Source organism: Bosea beijingensis (genome assembly GCF_030758975.1).
GTDB classification, from domain to species: domain Bacteria; phylum Pseudomonadota; class Alphaproteobacteria; order Rhizobiales; family Beijerinckiaceae; genus Allobosea; species Allobosea beijingensis.
The window spans coordinates 451,355-468,569 of the sequence record NZ_CP132359.1; the positions used below are offsets into that span (position 1 = coordinate 451,355).

Annotated in this window: 16 protein-coding genes and 1 tRNA gene; 9 read left to right on the forward strand and 8 right to left on the reverse strand. The window is 66.1% G+C overall.

What is annotated here, in order from left to right:
• Window positions 1-235 precede the first annotated feature (235 nt).
• From Q9235_RS02275 to Q9235_RS02285, 3 genes are all read left to right on the forward strand, one after another.
• Window positions 236-559 carry a hypothetical protein gene (locus Q9235_RS02275; RefSeq protein ID WP_306225179.1) on the forward strand — a complete coding sequence of 108 codons (324 nt, stop codon included), beginning with the start codon at window positions 236-238 and terminating at the stop codon, window positions 557-559.
• 78 nt (window positions 560-637) lie between these two features.
• Window positions 638-2,086, forward strand: a complete 1,449-nt coding sequence (locus Q9235_RS02280) for an MFS transporter (RefSeq protein ID WP_306225180.1) — start codon at window positions 638-640, stop codon at window positions 2,084-2,086.
• A 138-nt stretch (window positions 2,087-2,224) separates the two neighbouring features.
• Complete coding sequence (locus tag Q9235_RS02285; RefSeq protein WP_306225181.1) at window positions 2,225-2,539, forward strand: hypothetical protein; 315 nt, start codon at window positions 2,225-2,227, stop codon at window positions 2,537-2,539.
• Between the two features lie 12 nt (window positions 2,540-2,551).
• Here the strand turns inward: Q9235_RS02285 and flbD are convergent, their stop codons facing one another.
• The 8 genes from flbD to Q9235_RS02325 form a co-directional block, all read right to left on the reverse strand.
• Window positions 2,552-3,916: a sigma-54-dependent transcriptional regulator FlbD gene (gene flbD, locus Q9235_RS02290; RefSeq protein ID WP_306225182.1), complete on the reverse strand. Its 1,365-nt coding sequence runs from the start codon at window positions 3,914-3,916 to the stop codon at window positions 2,552-2,554.
• Between the two features lie 41 nt (window positions 3,917-3,957).
• Window positions 3,958-4,308, reverse strand: a complete 351-nt coding sequence (gene fliN / locus Q9235_RS02295; RefSeq protein WP_422678258.1) for a flagellar motor switch protein FliN — start codon at window positions 4,306-4,308, stop codon at window positions 3,958-3,960.
• Window positions 4,309-4,319: 11 nt separating this feature from the next.
• Window positions 4,320-4,910, reverse strand: coding sequence for a FliH/SctL family protein (locus Q9235_RS02300; RefSeq protein WP_306225183.1), 591 nt, complete (start codon window positions 4,908-4,910; stop codon window positions 4,320-4,322).
• 1 nt (window position 4,911) lies between these two features.
• Entirely contained in the window at window positions 4,912-5,982 is a 1,071-nt protein-coding gene (fliG, locus tag Q9235_RS02305; protein WP_422678340.1) for a flagellar motor switch protein FliG, read from the reverse strand.
• Window positions 5,983-6,005: 23 nt separating this feature from the next.
• On the reverse strand, window positions 6,006-7,700 hold the full coding sequence (gene fliF, locus Q9235_RS02310; RefSeq protein WP_306225185.1) for a flagellar basal-body MS-ring/collar protein FliF: 1,695 nt from the start codon (window positions 7,698-7,700) through the stop codon (window positions 6,006-6,008).
• 201 nt (window positions 7,701-7,901) lie between these two features.
• Window positions 7,902-8,177 (reverse strand): CtrA inhibitor SciP, encoded by a 276-nt coding sequence (sciP, locus tag Q9235_RS02315; RefSeq protein ID WP_038359348.1) that lies wholly within the window; start codon window positions 8,175-8,177, stop codon window positions 7,902-7,904.
• 107 nt (window positions 8,178-8,284) lie between these two features.
• Complete coding sequence (locus Q9235_RS02320; protein WP_306225186.1) at window positions 8,285-8,956, reverse strand: flagellar hook assembly protein FlgD; 672 nt, start codon at window positions 8,954-8,956, stop codon at window positions 8,285-8,287.
• A gap of 15 nt (window positions 8,957-8,971) precedes the next feature.
• Window positions 8,972-10,459: a flagellar hook-length control protein FliK gene (locus Q9235_RS02325; RefSeq protein WP_306225187.1), complete on the reverse strand. Its 1,488-nt coding sequence runs from the start codon at window positions 10,457-10,459 to the stop codon at window positions 8,972-8,974.
• Window positions 10,460-10,713: 254 nt separating this feature from the next.
• Between Q9235_RS02325 and mnmA the strand changes: the two genes are divergently transcribed.
• The 6 genes from mnmA (at window position 10,714) to Q9235_RS02355 (ending at window position 17,153) form a co-directional block, all read left to right on the forward strand.
• The gene (mnmA, locus tag Q9235_RS02330; protein ID WP_306225188.1) at window positions 10,714-11,901 is read left to right on the forward strand and encodes a tRNA 2-thiouridine(34) synthase MnmA; all 1,188 of its coding nucleotides are present in this window, start codon (window positions 10,714-10,716) and stop codon (window positions 11,899-11,901) included.
• Between the two features lie 36 nt (window positions 11,902-11,937).
• The gene (locus Q9235_RS02335; protein ID WP_306225189.1) at window positions 11,938-12,594 is read left to right on the forward strand and encodes a class I SAM-dependent methyltransferase; all 657 of its coding nucleotides are present in this window, start codon (window positions 11,938-11,940) and stop codon (window positions 12,592-12,594) included.
• 67 nt (window positions 12,595-12,661) lie between these two features.
• Window positions 12,662-12,738: transfer RNA gene (locus Q9235_RS02340), tRNA-Met, on the forward strand.
• Window positions 12,739-13,475: 737 nt separating this feature from the next.
• Window positions 13,476-15,143, forward strand: a complete 1,668-nt coding sequence (locus Q9235_RS02345) for a peptide ABC transporter substrate-binding protein (protein WP_306225190.1) — start codon at window positions 13,476-13,478, stop codon at window positions 15,141-15,143.
• Window positions 15,144-15,249: 106 nt separating this feature from the next.
• The gene (locus Q9235_RS02350) at window positions 15,250-16,203 is read left to right on the forward strand and encodes an ABC transporter permease (RefSeq protein ID WP_306225191.1); all 954 of its coding nucleotides are present in this window, start codon (window positions 15,250-15,252) and stop codon (window positions 16,201-16,203) included.
• A complete protein-coding gene (locus Q9235_RS02355; protein WP_306225192.1) occupies window positions 16,200-17,153 on the forward strand; it encodes an ABC transporter permease in 954 nt (317 codons plus the stop codon). Before Q9235_RS02350 ends, Q9235_RS02355 begins: the two co-directional genes overlap by 4 nt.
• Window positions 17,154-17,215: the final 62 nt, after the last annotated feature.

Sequence of the window (17,215 nt, forward strand, 5' to 3'; positions counted from 1 at the left end):
TCCGCCCCACGCCCGTTACCTGTCCACGACAGGACGCGCCCGAAGCAGGGCGCAGCTCGGCAATTCTTGCCGGGCTTATGGTGAACGAGTGGTTAAGACGGGCCTGAAAAATCCTTCCGGAACCTTTCCCTGAACGTCCTGTTATCGAAAGGCCCTGTTCTGGCCGCATTCACCCCGAGACTTCGGGCCGGGCCGACAAACCGACGCTTCGCGCCGGACTCTACGGAGGATTCAAGTGGATAGACGTTCTTTCATCACCAGCCTGTTCGGTGGTCTTGCGATCGCCAGCATCGGTGGCGCTGCCTTCGCCAAGACTGGCGCAATCCCGGCTCCGGCTCCCCAGCCGCTTCCGGTCGCCGATCCGCAGGCCATCGATGCCGAGACCGCGCGCAAGCTCGATCAGGCCGATGCCGAGTTCACGCAGGTCGTCCGGCGCGAGCGCATCATCCGTCATAACCGTCGCGGACGCCCCGTCGTCGTCAATCGCCGCGTCGTCGTGCGTCGGGATCGCTTCGGCCGGCCCGTTCGCCGCGTCGTGACGCGTCGCCGCGTCTACTGACGCTGGGCGGTTCCAGCCGCCTCGTATCAGCCTTCCGCCGCTTCCATTGGAAGCGGCGCCCCCCCTTGGGAGAACAGCGTGACGGCCCCTGCCCCGAGAGATGCAGCCCCTGTCGTCATCGAAACCGACGTACCCGCGCGGCTCGACCGTTTGCCATGGTCGCGCTTTCACACGCTCGTGGTTGCAGCGCTGGGCATAACCTGGATTCTGGACGGGCTCGAGGTCACGCTCGCCGGTTCGGTCTCCGGCGCCCTCAAGGAAAGTCCGGCCCTAAAGTTCACCAATACCGAGATCGGTCTCGCCGGCGCCGCCTATATCGCTGGCGCCGTGCTGGGTGCCGTGTTCTTCGGCTGGCTCACCGACCGTCTCGGGCGCAAGAAGCTCTTCACGATTACTGTGCTCGTTTACCTGTCCGCGACGGCCGCGACCGCCTTCTCCTGGAACGTCTGGAGCTTCATCCTCTTCCGCTTCCTGACGGGGATGGGCATCGGCGGCGAGTACACCGCGATCAACTCCACCATTCAGGAACTCATCCCCGCGCGCGTGCGCGGCTGGACGGATCTCGTCATCAACGGCTCGTTCTGGATCGGCGCGGCGCTGGGCGCGCTCGGCTCGATCGTCCTGCTCGATCCGGCATGGATCAATCCGGAATATGGCTGGCGCCTCGCCTTTTTCATCGGCGCCGCGCTCGGCCTCGTCATATTGTTTCTCCGGCAATGGATTCCGGAAAGCCCGCGCTGGCTGATAAGCCACGGCCATCCCGAACGCGCCGCGGCCATCGTCGCCGATATCGAGCGCCGCGCCGGCTTCGTCCCGCCGGTGGGCGAAGTCCTGCCCGTGACCAGGCTGCGGCCCCGCGCCGCCACCCCGCTCGGCGAGGTTTTCCGCACGCTGTTCGTTGCCCATCGCGAGCGCGCCCTGGTGGGGCTGGCGCTGATGCTGTCGCAGGCCTTCTTCTACAACGCGATCTTCTTCACCTACGCGCTGATCCTGACTGACTTCTATGCCGTGCCCTCGCAGAATATAGGCTGGTTCATCCTGCCTTTCGCCGCCGGCAATTTCCTCGGGCCCCTGCTGATCGGCCGGCTCTTCGACACGCTCGGCCGCCGCACGATGATCGCCGCGACCTATGCCCTGTCGGGCCTGCTGCTGACCGGGACCGGTTATCTGTTCTGGAAGGATTGGCTGACGGCCTCGCAACTCACCCTGTGCTGGAGCGTCGTCTTCTTCTTCGCATCGGCCGCGGCGAGCTCGGCCTATCTCACGGTCTCCGAGACCTTCCCGGTCGAGATGCGGGCGCTCGCCATCGCGATGTTCTATGCGGTCGGCACCGGCGCGGGCGGCATCGCCGGCCCCTGGCTCTTCGGCATCCTGATCGACACCGGCTCGCGCGGCAGTGTCTTCGGCGGCTACCTGCTGGGGGCATTTCTGATGCTGGCGGCAGCGGTGATCGCGGCCCGTTTCGCCATCCGTGCCGAACGCCAGCCGCTCGAAAGCGTGGCGCGGCCGCTCAACGCCGTGGACTGACAGGAGGCCGCCGTAACCATAGCGCGCGAAAACACCGCAGGGTGGGAACAAAGCATCATTCGAATGCATTATTCTACGCTGGCATTCCCTGTCTAAGAATGCCGTTGGAGATGTGGTGACAACAGCCTGGAGGCGGTCGTGGACAGACGCTCATTCCTGATGACACTGGTCGGAGGCTTTGCCGCAGCCGGCATGGGCGGCATCGCCGTCGCCGAAGCGGCCCAGCCGAAGCTGGCGCCGTTGCCGGACACCGAGCCCAACAAGGGCGAGGAAGCCGTGACCGCCGAGATGAAGGAGGCGCTGGACAAGACCGACGCCGAATTCAGCCAGTACTATTATTATCGCCGGCCGCGCTACTACGCGCGCCCACGTTATTATGTGCGCCCGCGCTACTATTACCGGCCGCGCTATTACGCCCGTCCGCGCTACTACTATCGCCGGCGCTACTACTGAGGACCGACCGGGTCAGGCCGCGCTGATGCGTGTCTGACCCGGCTCGGCCACGGTGATGCCGGACGAGGTGTACTCGCTGAGCTTGTTGCGCAGCGTGCGGATCGAAATTCCCAGGATCTTGGCCGCATGCGTGCGATTGCCGAGGCAGTGATCCAGCGTATCGAGAATGAGTTCGCGCTCGACATCGGCGACGGTGTGCCCGACCAGCGAACGCGTCATCGCCTCCGCCGTCTGGGCCGCCCGCGCGGCCGGATCGCGCGACGGAGCCGGCGACAGCGCCTCCCCTTCCGGGCTGAGCACGGCTGTGGCCGCGATTTCCGGCCCGCTCGCCAGCAGCACCGCCCGGTGCATCGTATTCTCCAGTTCGCGGACATTGCCGCGCCAGGAGCCGGCCAGCAGCAGCTTGCGTGCATCGGTCGCGATAGGCCGCGGCGGCAGCCCGTTCAGATCCGCATATTTCTTGGCGAAGTGATCCGCCAGCACGAGGATGTCGCCCGGCCGCTCGCGCAGCGCCGGCAGGCGCAGATGCACGACATTGAGCCGATAGAGCAGGTCTTCGCGGAACGAGCCCTCGCGCACGGCGTCGGCGAGGTTGCGGTTCGAGGTCGCGATGATCCGGATATCGACCTTGACCGGCTGCGTGCCGCCCACGCGGTCGATCATGCGCTCCTGCAGCGCGCGCAGCAGCTTGGCCTGCAGCCGGACATCCATCTCCGAGATTTCGTCGAGCAGCAGCGTGCCGCCATTAGCCTCCTCGAACTTGCCGATGCGCCGCGCGATAGCGCCGGTGAAGGCGCCCTTCTCATGGCCGAACAATTCGGATTCGAGCAGATTGTCGGGGATTGCCGCGCAGTTCACCGCAACGAAGGGACGGTCCTTGCGGGCAGACTTCTGGTGCAGATGGCGCGCGATCACCTCCTTGCCGGTGCCACTTTCCCCAGTCACCAGCACCGGCGCTTCCGAGCGCGCGATCTGCGTCGCGAGCTGCACGACGCGCTCCATCGCAGGATCCCGCCAGATCAGGCTTGACTGGTCGGCGGCGACCGCCTCCAGCACGGCGGCGATCAGTTCCGGATCGGGCGGCAGCGGCACGTATTCGCGCGCGCCGGCCTGGATCGCGGCGACGGCGGCGCGCGTATCGGTCGAGGTGCCGCAGGCGACGATCGGCGTGCGGATGCGCTCGCCCTCCAGCGCCGCGACATAGTTCGCGATCGGCTGCACGACGTCGATCATGAGCAGGTCGGCGCCCTTGGCGCGCAGCACGGCGAGCGTCTGATCGAGGCTTTCGGTATGGGTCACGGCCGCGCCATGCGACATGGCGATTTTGGCGGCTGCGATGATCTGTCCCTTGAGACCGCCGGCGATGATGAGGCGCATGGCTCAGGTCCTTCCGTTATCAGATGTCATGGGGCGGGCCGTCACCGGTCCGCCTTGATGATTTCCGTCATCGTCACGCCGAGACGGTCCTCGACGACGACGACCTCTCCGCGGGCGACCAGCCGCTCGTTGACGAAGATGTCGATGGCCTCGCCGACGCGCCGGTCGAGTTCGAGCACCGCGCCGGGCACGATCTGCAGGAGGTCACCGACCGCGACTTTCGAGGAGCCGAGCACGGCCGAGACCGTGACCGGCACGTCGAAGACCTGTTCCAGGTCCTCGGCCGTCTTGACCGGCACGGGCCCCGAACGCGCGACCGACATCTCGCCCTGGTCGAAGGACAGGTCGGCCTGGTTCAGCGGCGGCAGGTTGAGATCGTTCTCCGGGCTCATGGTTCAGACCTTCATGGTTCTGCGTGGCCCTGGCCGAACACGCGCGCGACCGCCTGTTCCACCAGAGCCGTGAGTTGCTGGCTGTCGAGGACGAAGCCGCCATCCGCCCATTCGATGCGCCCGTCGCCGGGCGTGATGTCGGACTGTCCGAGCACGATCAGTTTGCCGGAGAAGCCATGCTCCGCCGCGAGCTTCCGGGCCAGTTCCTCGGCGGCCTCGACCGCGCTCTCATGAACGCGCAGCACCAGATGCGGCGCGGTCCGGGCATGGCTCAAGGCTTCGCGGATGGCTCCGGCCAGCGCAGCCAGCGGCTTCTCCGCCAGCGCGGCCCCCGCGAGCGCCTTCGCCGTCACGATCGCGACATGCGCCGCGTGCTCTTCGATCGCGGCGGTGCGGGCGGCCTCCTGCGCGAAGAGCCGCTCGGCCGAGCGCGCGAGCTGCCCGGTCAGGCCAGCGAGCTGGGACTGCGCCTCGCGATGCGCCTGTTCCTGCCCGGCATGGAAGCCTTCCGCACGGGCTGCAGCGAGCTCCGCTTCGCCGGCGGCCTTGCGGCTGCCTTCGCGGAAATCCGTCCCGAACATGAATTTTTTCGCAGACGTCATCTCAGTACACCAACTCGTCGTCGGCGCTGCCCTTGGACAGCACGATCTCGCCCTTGTCGGCGAGGTCCTTGGTCATCTGGACGAGCGTCGTCTGAGCCTCGTCGACTTCCTTGAGGCGCAAGGGACCCATGCCCGCGATGTCGTCCTGCATGACCTTGGCGGCGCGCTGCGACATCGCCCCGAGGAAGAAGTCGCGCATCGACTGGCTGGCGCCCTTGAGAGCGCGCGCCAGCATGCTCTTGTCCGCCTGACTGACCAGCGTCTGCAATCCGGCGGGGTCGAGTTTGGCGAGGTCGTCGAAGGTGAACATCAGGGCGCGGATACGTTCCGCCGAATCCTGGTTCGAGGCGTCCAGTGCCGAGAGGAAGCGCAGCTCGGTCTGCCGGTCGAAGCCGTTGAAGATCTCGGCCATCATCTCGTGCGGATCGCGGCGGCGGGTCTGGGTCAGCGTCGAGACGAATTCGGTGCGCAGCGTGTTCTCGATATGGTCGAGCGCTTCCTTCTGCACCGATTCCAGCCGCAGCATGCGCCCGACGACCTCGATCGAGAGATCGTTCGGCAGGTTGCGCAACACGTTGGCGGCATGCTCGGGCCGAATCTTCGACAGGATCACGGCGATGGTCTGCGGGTATTCGTTCTTCAGGAAGTTCGCGAGCACGATGGCGTCGATATTGCCGAGCTTCTGCCACATGTTGCGGCCGGCAGGTCCGCGGATCTCCTCCATGATCAGCGCGACCTGATCGGTCGGCAGGATCTTCTCCAGCAGCGAGATCGTGCGGTCGAAAGAGCCCGTCACCGCGCCGGCGCTGGAGAGCTTGCCGACGAAATCGAGCATCAGGCGTTCGACCTCATCGGCATCGACCGTGCCGAGCTCGGCCATGGCGCGCGTGATGATCCGGATCTCGTCGTCGTCGAATTCCTGCCAGATCTTGCGGCCGTGCTCTTCGCCAAGCACGAGCAGGATGACGGCGGCGCGCTGCGGGCCGCTCATCTCGGCGACGGTGGTCACGCCGAAGCCGCCACCCTCGACGGCGTCCTGGAAGCCGGTATTCCGTGGTGCGATGGATCGCATGTCCGCCATGGTTCAGCGCCCCGTCACGCCGCGGACTTCTCGTGGATCCAGTTCCGCAGCACCGCGACCGAATCGGCCGGGTTCTGCGAGACCAGGGCCCCGATCTTTTCCACGGACTGCGCCTTGAGCTGCCCCTTGACCTGCGCGATCGCCAGCATCCGCTCGGAGGCCGGCGTATCGACGTCCACGGGAAGCGACTCGCCATCCGGACCGACCGTCACGGCCCGCGAGCTGCCGGCCGGATCGCCGGTCGCGCCGGGCGGGCCGGCGAGCGCTGCGCCGCCATTGCGCATGAAGGAGGGGATCGGCCGGACATTGCTGTTGTCGGCAGCCAGAATCTGCTTGAGCAGCGGACGCACCACCGTCATCAGCACGATCACGGTGAGCAGCGAGATAACGGCGAGCTCGGCGAAGCGGATCAGGTCCTCCCGGGTGAAGGAGGTGAGCTGCTGCAGCAGCGTCTGCTCGGTTATGTCGGCCGGCGGCGGCGGAGCCTCGGCGAAGCGTAGATTGACGACCTCGACCTTGTCGCCACGACCCTGGTCGAAGCCGACGGCGGTCCGCACCAGCTCGCCGATGCGCTCCAGCTCCTCGTTGTTGCGCGGCTGATAGGCCATCTCGCCGGTCGGGCTGCGGGTATAGTTGCCGTCGACGAGGACGGCGACGGAGAGCTTCTTGACCCGGCCGCCTTCGAGCACTTCGGTACGGGTCGTCCGCGAGATCTCGTAATTGGCGACTTCCTCGTTCTTCGAGGAGTTCTCGCGCTGGTTCTGCTGCGCGCCTTGCGTCTGCTGCGCGCCCGGCAGCTCGTTGCCGACGGTCACCGTGCCGTTGCCATCGGTGGTGGTCGAGGCTTCCGTGCGGTTCTGGCTGGAGCGCAGGACGCGGCTTTCAGGATCGTAGCTCTCGGAGCGGCTCTCAACCCGGTTGGTGTCGAGCGCGGCCGAGACCTGCACCCGCGCCCGGCCATAGCCGACGACGCTGGCGACGATATCCTCGATCTGGCTCTTGATGCGCTTCTCGATCGCGGTCTGGCGCTCCTCGATGCCGAGTCCGATCAGGCCCTGATCGCTCTGGGCACCGTCGGCCAGGAGCCGGCCACGCTCGTCGACGATGGAAACGCGCTCTGGCTTCAGGCCATCGACCGCCGAGGCGACGAGATGGCGCACGGCCCGGACCTGCGCAGCATCGAGATCGCCGGCGAGCTTGAGGGCGATCGAGGCGCGCGGCGGTTCGCGATCGCGCTCGAACAGGCGTCGCTCCGGGATGACGAGATGGACGCGCGCCGCCTGCACCCGCCCGATCGAACGGATCGTGCGGGACAACTCGCCTTCGAGCGCCCGCAGATGGTTGATGTTCTGGACGAAGCTGGTCGAGGAGAAGGCATCGCCCTTGTCGAAGATCTCGTAGCCGACGCCGCCGCCGGCCGGGATGCCCTTGCTGGCCAGATCGAGCCGCAGGCGCGGCACGTCGGCCTTGGGTACCAGCACGGTCTGACCGTCGCCGCGCAGTTCGTACTTGATGCCGCGCGCGTCGAGATCCTTGAGGATGGCGCTGACGTCCTGGCTGCCGAGGTCCGAGAACAGCACGCTCATCGCCGGCTGGGACATCCGGAGCATGACGAAGCCGAAGAAGCCGACGAGCACCAGGGTGACGGCCAGCATGGCTGCCAGGCGCGCCGCCCCGAATTTGGCAAACTGCTCGATCAGGCCGTTCACGCCGCCATCCGTCCCACAGAATCGCAGGGGACGGCACACCTGTCCCGCCCCACTAGGCAAGTTTTTCCCGGTGCATGGTTAGCGGCTGGTTAATTTTTGGATGCGGGTCGTTAAACTTTCTCGCCGACCGAGCGTCGGAAACGCCAAAGGCGCCGGCCTTGTTCGGGCCGACGCCTTTGAAAAGAAACGAAATTCTGCTTCTTACTGGCGGTAATGCTGGATCCGGGTCGTCCGCAGGCCGGCGAGGCCGTGCTGGTCGATCGACATCTGCCAGCTCAGGAACTCGTCGACGGTCAGCGTGTAGCGCTGGCACGCCTCTTCGAGGCTGAGCAGCCCGCCGCGCACGGCAGCCACCACCTCGGCCTTCCGCCGGATGACCCAGCGCCTGGTATTCATCGGCGGGAGATCCGCGATCGTCAGCGGACTTCCGTCCGGTCCGATCACGTATTTCACCCGCGGTCGCAATGGCTCGGTCATGGTACTCTCACACAACTCAACAGAGCTACTGAGGGCAGCATAGGCGGGCGGCTTTAAGAATTGGCTAAAACGATCGCCTCGGATGTCCACGACTGATTCGCCGCCGCTCACTCGCTGCGCACCACGCTCTTGACCTTGTCGATCGGGACGCTGATCGAGCCGATCTTGAGCATCGGGATCGAGGAGGTGAAGTCGACGCCGTCGACCACGCCGCTGATCTGCGTCTTCGCCGTGATGCTCTCGCCGGCGACGTTCTTGGCGTCGATCGAGATGCTGTACTCACCGTCCGGCGCCTTGGTGCCCAGCGAGGTCGAGCCATCCCAGGTGAAGGTCTGGTCGCCGGCAGTCAGCGTCCGGGTCATCGTCTGGACGACACTGCCCTTCGAATCCTTGATCGTGATCGTGGCCGTGCCGGCCGAGGCCATGTTGACCTTCCAGTCGGCCTTGTTGTTGGCCAGCCGCGTCGTGGTGCCGTCGGCCGTGATCGTCGCGCCGATGAAGCCGACCGCGTTGGTCGCCGTGCCGGCGGCGCTGAGGCTGAGCAGCGAGCCCAGCGTCTCGTTGGTCTTGAGCTGCTGCTCGACGCCGGCGAACTGCACGAGCTGGGCCGTGAACTGGTTGGTGTCGAGCGGATCCAGCGGCGACTGGTTCTTGAGCTGCGTCGTCAGCAGCGTCAGGAACTGGTCGAAATTATTGGCAATGCCGCTCGTGCCGCCGGTCACCGTGCTGTTGCTGGTGCCCGATGTGCCGGAAGTGCCTGATGTGCCGGAGACCGCCATGGCGCTTGTCCTCGTTCAGATGCTGAGATCGACGCCGCCGAGCCGGATCAGACGGCGCTGCGGTACGGAGTCGACGGAAAGGGGAGCGTCTTCGGCCAGCTCGATGCCGTTCGGCTGGCGCGGGCGCTGCGGCGCCTCGTCCTGCTGGCGGTTCTGGCGGAAGGCGGATTGATCGGACGGGTCGCGCAAGGTGATGTCGACACCGCCATCGGACGGCTTGAGGCCGGCCTGCTCGAAGGCGCGTTCCAGCGTGCGCGCATCGCGCTGCAGGAGTTGCAGCGTCTCGACGCGGTCGACGACCAGCCTGGCGCTGACCTCGCCCTTGTCGGAAATCGACAGGCTGACGTCGACGCGGCCCAGCTCGTCCGGATCGAGCCGGATATCGAATTGCCGCGCGCCCGACATGGCCCGCAGGCCGATCTCGATCGGCACGACATGGATCGGCGTCGGCTGGCCGCTCGCCGTGCCCTGGCCGGGTGCGCCGGGAGCATTACCAGCCGCCGCGCTCGGGTCGAACGGCAGGGCTAGGCGCTCATTTCCGGATTTCCCGGGTGCCTGCTGCAGCAGGGTCGAGAGGTCGAACGGTGTTGCCGGCTGCTGGGGAGCATCGAGCGCCTTGGCCTCGGCCGGTGCCTGCGGGCGATTGGCGGCCGCAGGCTGGTCGGCCTTGGCCAGGATATCCGCAAGCTCCTTCACGCCCTGCCCGGCGGTTCCGATGGCCTGCACGCCCTGAGCGGTCTTGCCGTCCTGGACAACCGCGCCCGCGGCTGGCTCCTGTTCCGTCCCCGGCATGGCGATGACAGGCAATCCGGCGCCGGCAGCAGCGAATTGCGGCCGCGCGGTATCCTTCTTCGCGCCACCTTCGGTCGACGACGCCTCGATGGCCTCGCCCTCGGCGGCGGCCAGCAGCGGCCCTTGCGGCAGCAGCGCCGGCAGGACAGCGACCGGAACCGGAGCGACAGTAGCTTGGACCTCGGCCGCAGCGATTGGAGCCGTGGTGGCAACCTCGCCTTCGCCGGCTGCCTTGCTGTCTTTCTTTGCCGAACCGTCCTCCGTCTCGCCGGCAGCTTCGCCGGCTTCGATCGCTTCGCCTTCGCCGGCAGGCTTGACCTGCGAGCCCGCCTGGGCCGCGGCCATCGCGATCAGGAATGCGATCCCGGTTGCGGCGGCCTTTGGCTGCTGCGGCGTGGCCGCACCGGTCTGAACGGCGGAAGAAACCGGTTCGGCGGGTGAAACGGCCGCTTGAGATGCGGTAAGCTGTGCCTTCACCTTGGCTGGATCGACGACCTGCTCCACGCCAGCGGCCTCCTTGGCTGCGACAACCTCGGAGGCGGCCGCGGCCTTGCCGGCCGCGCCTGCCTTGCCCGCTTCGGCGGAACCGGTCTCGGCCTCCGGCAACGTGAAGACCTCGCCGCCCTCGCGCTGCTCGGTTTGACCGGCGCGCGACCGGACGACCGGCGCTTCGGCAGTGGCCTGACTTGTGAACGCAGACTGGATCGGCATGAACGGTCCCGTGACGCGGGCAACAACGCGCCCGAACCGTTCCAGCAAGTTGCGAGCCAGAAACGGTCCTTGCTGAATCAAGGCCTTAGCACCACTTCTCTTGCCGAACGGGCAAGATGAGCCCGGTTCAACACGCCCAGCCCGGCAGGATTTGCCGATCCTGCTGGCGGCATCGGAGCAAAGCCGGTATAGAGCCGGCAGGCGCGCCGACGCCGCCTTTCAAGCCCTCCGAGCCAGCCACGACACAGCCCAGAATGACCGCGCCCTCCCGCAATTCCCTCGACATCGCCAAGCCGCCCGCGGCCACGCGCGTCGTCGCGGCGATGTCCGGCGGCGTCGATTCCTCCGTGGTCGCGGCCCTGCTCAAGCGCGAGGGCTACGATGTCATCGGCGTCACGCTCCAGCTCTACGATCACGGCGCCGCCGTCCATCGCGCCGGCGCCTGCTGCGCCGGGCAGGACATCCACGACGCCCGCCGCGTCGCCGAGACGATCGGCATCCCGCATTACGTGCTCGACTACGAAAGCCGCTTTCGCGACGCGGTGATCGAGCGCTTCGCCGAGAGCTATCTCGCCGGCGAGACGCCGATCCCCTGCGTCGAATGCAACCGGACCGTGAAATTCCGCGACCTGCTCGATCTCGCCAGGGAACTCGGTGCCGACGCCCTGGCGACCGGCCATTACGTGCTCAGCCGCGATCTCGGCGACGGCCATCGCGGCCTGTTCCGTGCTGCCGACGCGAGCCGCGACCAGAGCTACTTCCTCTATGCCACGACGCAGGAGCAGCTCGACCTGCTGCGCTTCCCGCTGGGGCATATCGACAAGGCGCAGACCCGCGCGCTCGCTGCCGAGCTCGGCCTCGCCATCGCCGATAAGCCCGACAGCCAGGATATCTGCTTCGTGCCGAACGGCCGCTATGCCGACGTCATCGAGCGCCTGAAGCCCGGCGCCGCCCGCGCCGGAGACATCGTCCATCTCGACGGCCGCATCCTCGGCCATCACGATGGCGTGCTGCATTACACCGTCGGCCAGCGCAAGGGGCTTGGCATCAGCGCGAGCGAACCGCTTTACGTCCTGCGCCTCGATGCCGACGACGCCCGTGTCATCGTCGGCCCGCGCGAGGCGCTGAGCGTGCGCGAAATCCGCCTGCGCGACCTTAACTGGCTCGGCGAGACCGCGCTCGACGCCCTGCCGCCGGAAGGGCTCGACGTCGCCGTGCGCGTCCGCTCGACCCGCGCTCCTCGCGAGGCCCGGCTCTTCCGTGACGCGGACGGCCTGCGCATCGAGCTCGCCAGCGACGAGGAAGGCGTTTCGCCCGGCCAGGCCTGCGTGATTTATGCCGATGCCGGCCCCGGCTCCCGGGTTCTCGGCGGTGGCACCATCCTGCGGCGCCCGCTCGCCATGCCGGCCTCGCCCTCGCCGGCCGCCCTCGCCGTGTCCTGATCGCTCAGGCCCGCTCTTCCGCTCGGATTCCCTATCATGCCGGTGACCCACCACCTCGACGGCCAGAAGCGCGTCTACGCGACCTGGGCCAAGTTCTACGACCGGATCTACCGGAACATACTGGCGCGCCCGCAACGCGAGGCGGTCGAGGCCGCCTCGCGTTGCGGGCCGGACATTCTTGAGATCGGCGTCGGCACCGGGCTCACCCTGCCTTATTTCATGCCCGATTCGCGCGTACTCGGCGCCGATCTCTCGCTGGACATGCTCAGGATCGCTCATCGCAAGGTCGTGAGCCAGAAGCTCGACCATGTCCGCGGGCTGATGGTGATGGACGCCTGCCGGCTCGGTTTCGGCAATGAGCGCTTCGACGCGGTCACCGCGCAATTCGTGATCACGCTCGTGCCGAATCCCGAGCAGGCGCTGGCCGAGATGGATCGCGTGCTGAAGCCCGGCGGCGAGATCATCATCTCCAGCCGCCTCGTCGATGATGGCGGCCTGTTGGCGCCGTTCTGGAGTGCGGTCGCGCCCCTGTCGAAGGCGATCGGCTGGAGTTCCGACTTCAAGGTCAGTCGCCTGACCGCCTGGGCGAAGGCCACGGGCCGCTACGAGACCGTCCATGTCGGGCGCGGCTATTTCAAGGTCGTCAGGCTTCGCAAGCAGGCTTCTGCCAATAACGCACGATCGAAGGCTTGACGGCCCCCCGCCGCGACGCCTATATCGCGCCTCGAAGACGAGCCGGCTCTGCCGGCCTCGGCCCTGTGGCGGGGTAGCTCAGCTGGTTAGAGCAGCGGAATCATAATCCGCGTGTCGGGGGTTCAAGTCCCTCTCCCGCTACCATCGGCCCCCCCGACCGTTTCGTCGGGAAGTGGTTGCCACCGATCGTGTTCGTCAGGTGGCCCTCGATCGAAATCTCTGGAATTGCTCCGATCTCGGCCGGGTGAACCGTCACTGTCGTTACGAGATCGCAGAGGGCGGCTTTTGATTTCGCCTCAAACGCCGTGCAGGCGTGGCGCGCGCGCCGGTTCTCCCGGCCATGATCGATCAGCGCCGTCCCCGACTGGCAAGACCCGCACCGCAGCAAGTCTGACACGAACAATCACCTGGCAACGACCGAAGCTCCGGCCGTCCGCTAAGCACTTTGCAAAGTCACCGCTTTGCGCCTGCCCTCGACTAAATCCACTCCATTTCCATTTGGCTGCTCCTGTCACACAAGGCTTTCTCTCACCGCGACGATTGAACTAAAGTCTATATTCGCAAACCGACAAAGATCAGCCCGGAATTTCAGCAAAGGCAACAGAAAAAGAATACCGGGAACGCCGGCTGGGCTGCCGATCTGCAGCAGATCTACCTGCGACAACTAGATCATACTTGTTATCCAGCGGCTTGGCCGGCGAGGCTTTCCTGGCGCGTTTTGGAGGCGCCCGGCGCTGGATGAACTCCGATCGCCGATTGCATCGGGTGAAGCGATAGCAATACTCTCGCGCCAGCAGCCGGCCTCACAGAACCGGCAGGTGAAGTCCAGCGTCGCCGCTCGGCGACGTGGTGAACTCTCGAATGACGCCGGAGGTGATTTGATGATTTTCAGGACGACACTGGCCGCACTGGGCGTTGCGGGTTTGATGATGACCGCCGCGCCGGCGCAGGCTGCCAAGGATCAATTGACCATCGGCGTCGCGCAATTCCCCTCGACGCTTCACCCCAACATCGATGCCGAAGTGATCAAGGCCTATACGCTGGGCTTCGTCATCCGCAACATCACGGCCTTCGACAAGGACTGGAAGAACACCTGCCTGAGCTGCACCGAGCTTCCCAGCGTGAAGAACGGCACGGCCAAGATCATCGACCTGCCCAATGGCGGCAAGGGCATGGAGGTCACGATCAAGCTGAAGCCGGATCTGAAATGGGCCGACGGCAAGCCGGTCACGACCAAGGATCTGGAATTCACCTGGCGTCTCGGGCGCGATCCGAAGACCGGTTTCTCCAATTCCCAGCCCTGGACGCGGGCCGTCAAGCTCGACATCATCGACGCGACGACGGCGGTACTGACCCTCGACAAGGTGCTGTCGTCCTATAACGAATGGGACCAGATCCTGCCGGAGCATATCGAGGGCCCCGTCTACGAGAAGGCCAAGGAAGCCGGCGACTACATCAAGCAGACGACCTATGCCCGCAACCCGACCACGCCCGGCCTGTATAACGGCCCTTATATGGTCACCGGGTACACCTCCGGCTCCCAGGTCGTGCTCGAGCCCAATCCGCATTGGGCCGGCACCAAGCCCGGCTTCAAGCGCATCATCCTCAAGCTGATCGAGAACACCGCGGCCCTGCAGGCCAATCTCCTGTCGGGCGATGTCGACATGATCGGCGGCGAGGGCGTCGGCCTGTCGATCGATCAGGTTCTGGAGCTGCGCAAGCAGCATCCCGATCGCTTCGAGTACCTGTTCAAGCCGAGCCTGAACTACGAGCATATCGACCTGCAGAACGGCAACCCGCTGCTGAAGGATGTGCGGGTCCGGCAGGCCCTGATCTATTCCGCCGATCGCAAGACGCTGACCGACCGCCTGTTCCAGGGCCTGCAGCCGGTGGCCGACACCTGGGTCAATCCGCTCAATGCGAATTTCACCAAGGACACGCTGCACTACCCCTTTGATCTCGCCAAGGCCAAGGCCGTCCTGGCGGAAGCGGGCTGGAAGCCAGGCCCGGACGGCATCTGCCGCGACGCCGCCGGCACGCGCCTGTCGCTGGAATTCGCCACCACGGCGGGCAACCGCCTGCGCGAATTGCAGCAGGCCGTGCTGCAGAATAACTGGAAGGCCGCCTGCATCGAGGTCCGCATCAAGAACGAGCCGGCGCGAACCCTCTTCGGCGAGACCATGAAGAAGCGCAGCTATGGCGGGCTGGCGATGTACGCCTGGTCGAGCAGCGTGACGGAATCGCCGCGCCGGACACTGGCGAGCGACAACATTCCGACCGAAGCCAATGGCTGGGGCGGCGCCAACTACATCAACTTCTCCAACCCGCGCATGGACGAGCTCATCGCCAAGTCCGAAACGGTGCTCGATCCGGAGGAGGGTAAGGTGCTCTGGGCCGAGATGCAGAAGATCTATGCCCAGGAACTGCCGGTCATCCCGCTGTTCTTCCGCTCGGAGGCGCATGTCTATCCGAAATGGCTGAAGGGCTACGAGCCGACCGGACACGGTCATTACGTCTCGATGTTCAGCGAGAACTGGCGTTCCGAGTGATCGGACAAGCTGCAAGCCCGAACGCAGCCGCGACGACGCGGCCGCTGGGCGGGCAAGGCCTCACGCTGCGGCGCGCGGGAGCGCGCCGCGATAGGGAGTTGGGTTGATGGCGTCCTTCATCACCCGCCGGCTGCTGCAGACCTTCGTGGTGCTGCTCATCATGTCGTTCGTGGTCTACGGGCTGATGGGGCTGATGCCGGGCGATCCCGTCGACATCATGGCGGCGAGCCAGCCCGGCATGACTCCGGAGGTCATGGCCAATCTAAGGGCCATCTACGGGCTCGATCAGCCGCTCATGGTTCGCTATGCGCGCTGGCTTATGGCGGTGCTGAGCGGCGATTTCGGCTTTTCGCGCACGCATGCACGGCCCGTGCTGGAAGTTCTGACCCCGGCCCTGCTGCAAACCTGCAAGCTCATGCTGGCGAGCTTCACGCTCAGCGTGATCCTGTCGCTGATCCTGGGCATCGCCTCGGCGCTGAAGCCCGGCGGCTGGATCGACGGCTTCGTCAGCCTGTTCGCCTTCGCCGGGATCTCGGTGCCGATCTTCTGGCTCGCCCTGGTGCTGATCCTGACCTTCGCGGTCGGGCTGCAATGGCTGCCGGCGAGCGGCATGGGCCAAGTCGGCAATTTCGGCTTCTGGGATCAGGCACGGCATCTCACGCTGCCGGTCCTGGCCCTGACGCTGGCCAATACCGGCCAGTTCACGCGCTATGTCCGCGCTGCGATGATCGAGACGCTGCAGATGGACTTCGTCCGCACGGCACGCGCGAAAGGCGTCGGCAGCCGGCGCGTCATCCTCGTTCACGCATTGCGCAATGCCATGGTGCCGTTCGTGACGATCATGGCTCTGAGCTTCGGGTCGCTGTTTTCCGGAGCCCTCGTCACCGAGACGATGTTCGCGCAGATGGGCATGGGCAAGATGATCTATGACTCCATCCTGTCCAACGACTTCAATCTCGCGCTGGTCGGATTGCTGTTCGCGACGTTCACGACGCTGATGGCCAATCTTTTGGCCGATCTGGCCTATGTCGCCCTCGACCCGCGGATTCGACTGGAATGAGCACTCTGGACACGCCGATGGCGCAAGGCGGACACGGCCAGCCGCGCGCGGCCGATACGCAATCGATCTGGGCGCTGCGCTGGCGTCGTTTCCGCGGGCACCGCACCGGCGTGGCGAGCCTCATCGTGCTCGCTCTGCTGGTCGTGTTCTGCCTGATGGCGTGGCCGCTGGAAGCCTGGCGCGGCATCGACGCGACGCAGACCGACCTGTTCAAGCGCTACCAGCCGATCTCGGCCGAGCATTGGCTCGGGACCGACGATGCCGGGCGCGACGTGCTGGCAAGACTGATGTATGGCGGCCAGGTTTCGCTGCTGGTCGGCTTGCTGGCCACCCTCATCGGCAGCGTCTTCGGGGTCTCGCTCGGCCTGCTCGCTGGCTATTACGGCGGCCGTCTCGACAATGCCCTGATGCGGCTGACCGACGGCATGATCGCGCTGCCGCTGCTGCCGCTGCTGATCGTGCTCGGCGCGGTCGATCTGACCAAGCTCGGCTTCTCCACCGAGGCTGCCCATTCGCAATCGGTCGCCTTCTGGCGGATCATCCTGATCATCGCCCTGGTCGACTGGACGGCTATCGCGCGGATCGTCCGGGCCGCCACCCTCTCGGTCAAGGAGCGCGACTATGTCAGTGCGGCGCGCGGCACCGGTGCGAACGCGCTCTACATCATGGCGCGGCATATCCTGCCCAACACGATCACGCCGATCATCGTCGCCTTCACCCTGACCGTCGGGCGCGTTATCCTGTTCGAATCGGTGCTGAGCTTTCTCGGCTTCGGCATCGTGCCGCCGACGCCGAGCTGGGGCAACATGCTCAACAACGCCCAGGAGCTGGTGACCACCGCGCCGGCGCTGGCGATCTATCCGGGGCTGCTGATCTTCATCACGGTGATCGCCGTCAATTTCCTCGGCGACGCCATGCAGCACGCCTTCGATCCGCGTTCGGAGAAATAACCTGCGCGCTCGTCAGGCTTTCCGCGTTCCATCGCGGCCCGTCCAGCATCCACGCGCGGGCC

Bases quoted from the DNA above. Each gene is read 5' to 3' on its own strand.
- Q9235_RS02350 (WP_306225191.1), top strand. From the start codon at position 15,250: ATGGCGTCCTTCATCACCCGCCGGCTGCTGCAGACCTTCGTGGTGCTG.
- Q9235_RS02345 (WP_306225190.1), top strand. From the start codon at position 13,476: ATGATTTTCAGGACGACACTGGCCGCACTGGGCGTTGCGGGTTTGATG.
- fliG (WP_422678340.1), bottom strand. From the start codon at position 5,982: ATGCGATCCATCGCACCACGGAATACCGGCTTCCAGGACGCCGTCGAG.
- mnmA (WP_306225188.1), top strand. From the start codon at position 10,714: ATGACCGCGCCCTCCCGCAATTCCCTCGACATCGCCAAGCCGCCCGCG.
- flbD (WP_306225182.1), bottom strand. From the start codon at position 3,916: ATGCGCCTCATCATCGCCGGCGGTCTCAAGGGACAGATCATCGCAGCC.
- Q9235_RS02300 (WP_306225183.1), bottom strand. From the start codon at position 4,910: ATGACGTCTGCGAAAAAATTCATGTTCGGGACGGATTTCCGCGAAGGC.
- sciP (WP_038359348.1), bottom strand. From the start codon at position 8,177: ATGACCGAGCCATTGCGACCGCGGGTGAAATACGTGATCGGACCGGAC.
- Q9235_RS02325 (WP_306225187.1), bottom strand. From the start codon at position 10,459: ATGCCGATCCAGTCTGCGTTCACAAGTCAGGCCACTGCCGAAGCGCCG.
- Q9235_RS02355 (WP_306225192.1), top strand. From the start codon at position 16,200: ATGAGCACTCTGGACACGCCGATGGCGCAAGGCGGACACGGCCAGCCG.
- Q9235_RS02335 (WP_306225189.1), top strand. From the start codon at position 11,938: ATGCCGGTGACCCACCACCTCGACGGCCAGAAGCGCGTCTACGCGACC.
- Q9235_RS02320 (WP_306225186.1), bottom strand. From the start codon at position 8,956: ATGGCGGTCTCCGGCACATCAGGCACTTCCGGCACATCGGGCACCAGC.
- fliN (WP_422678258.1), bottom strand. From the start codon at position 4,308: ATGAGCCCGGAGAACGATCTCAACCTGCCGCCGCTGAACCAGGCCGAC.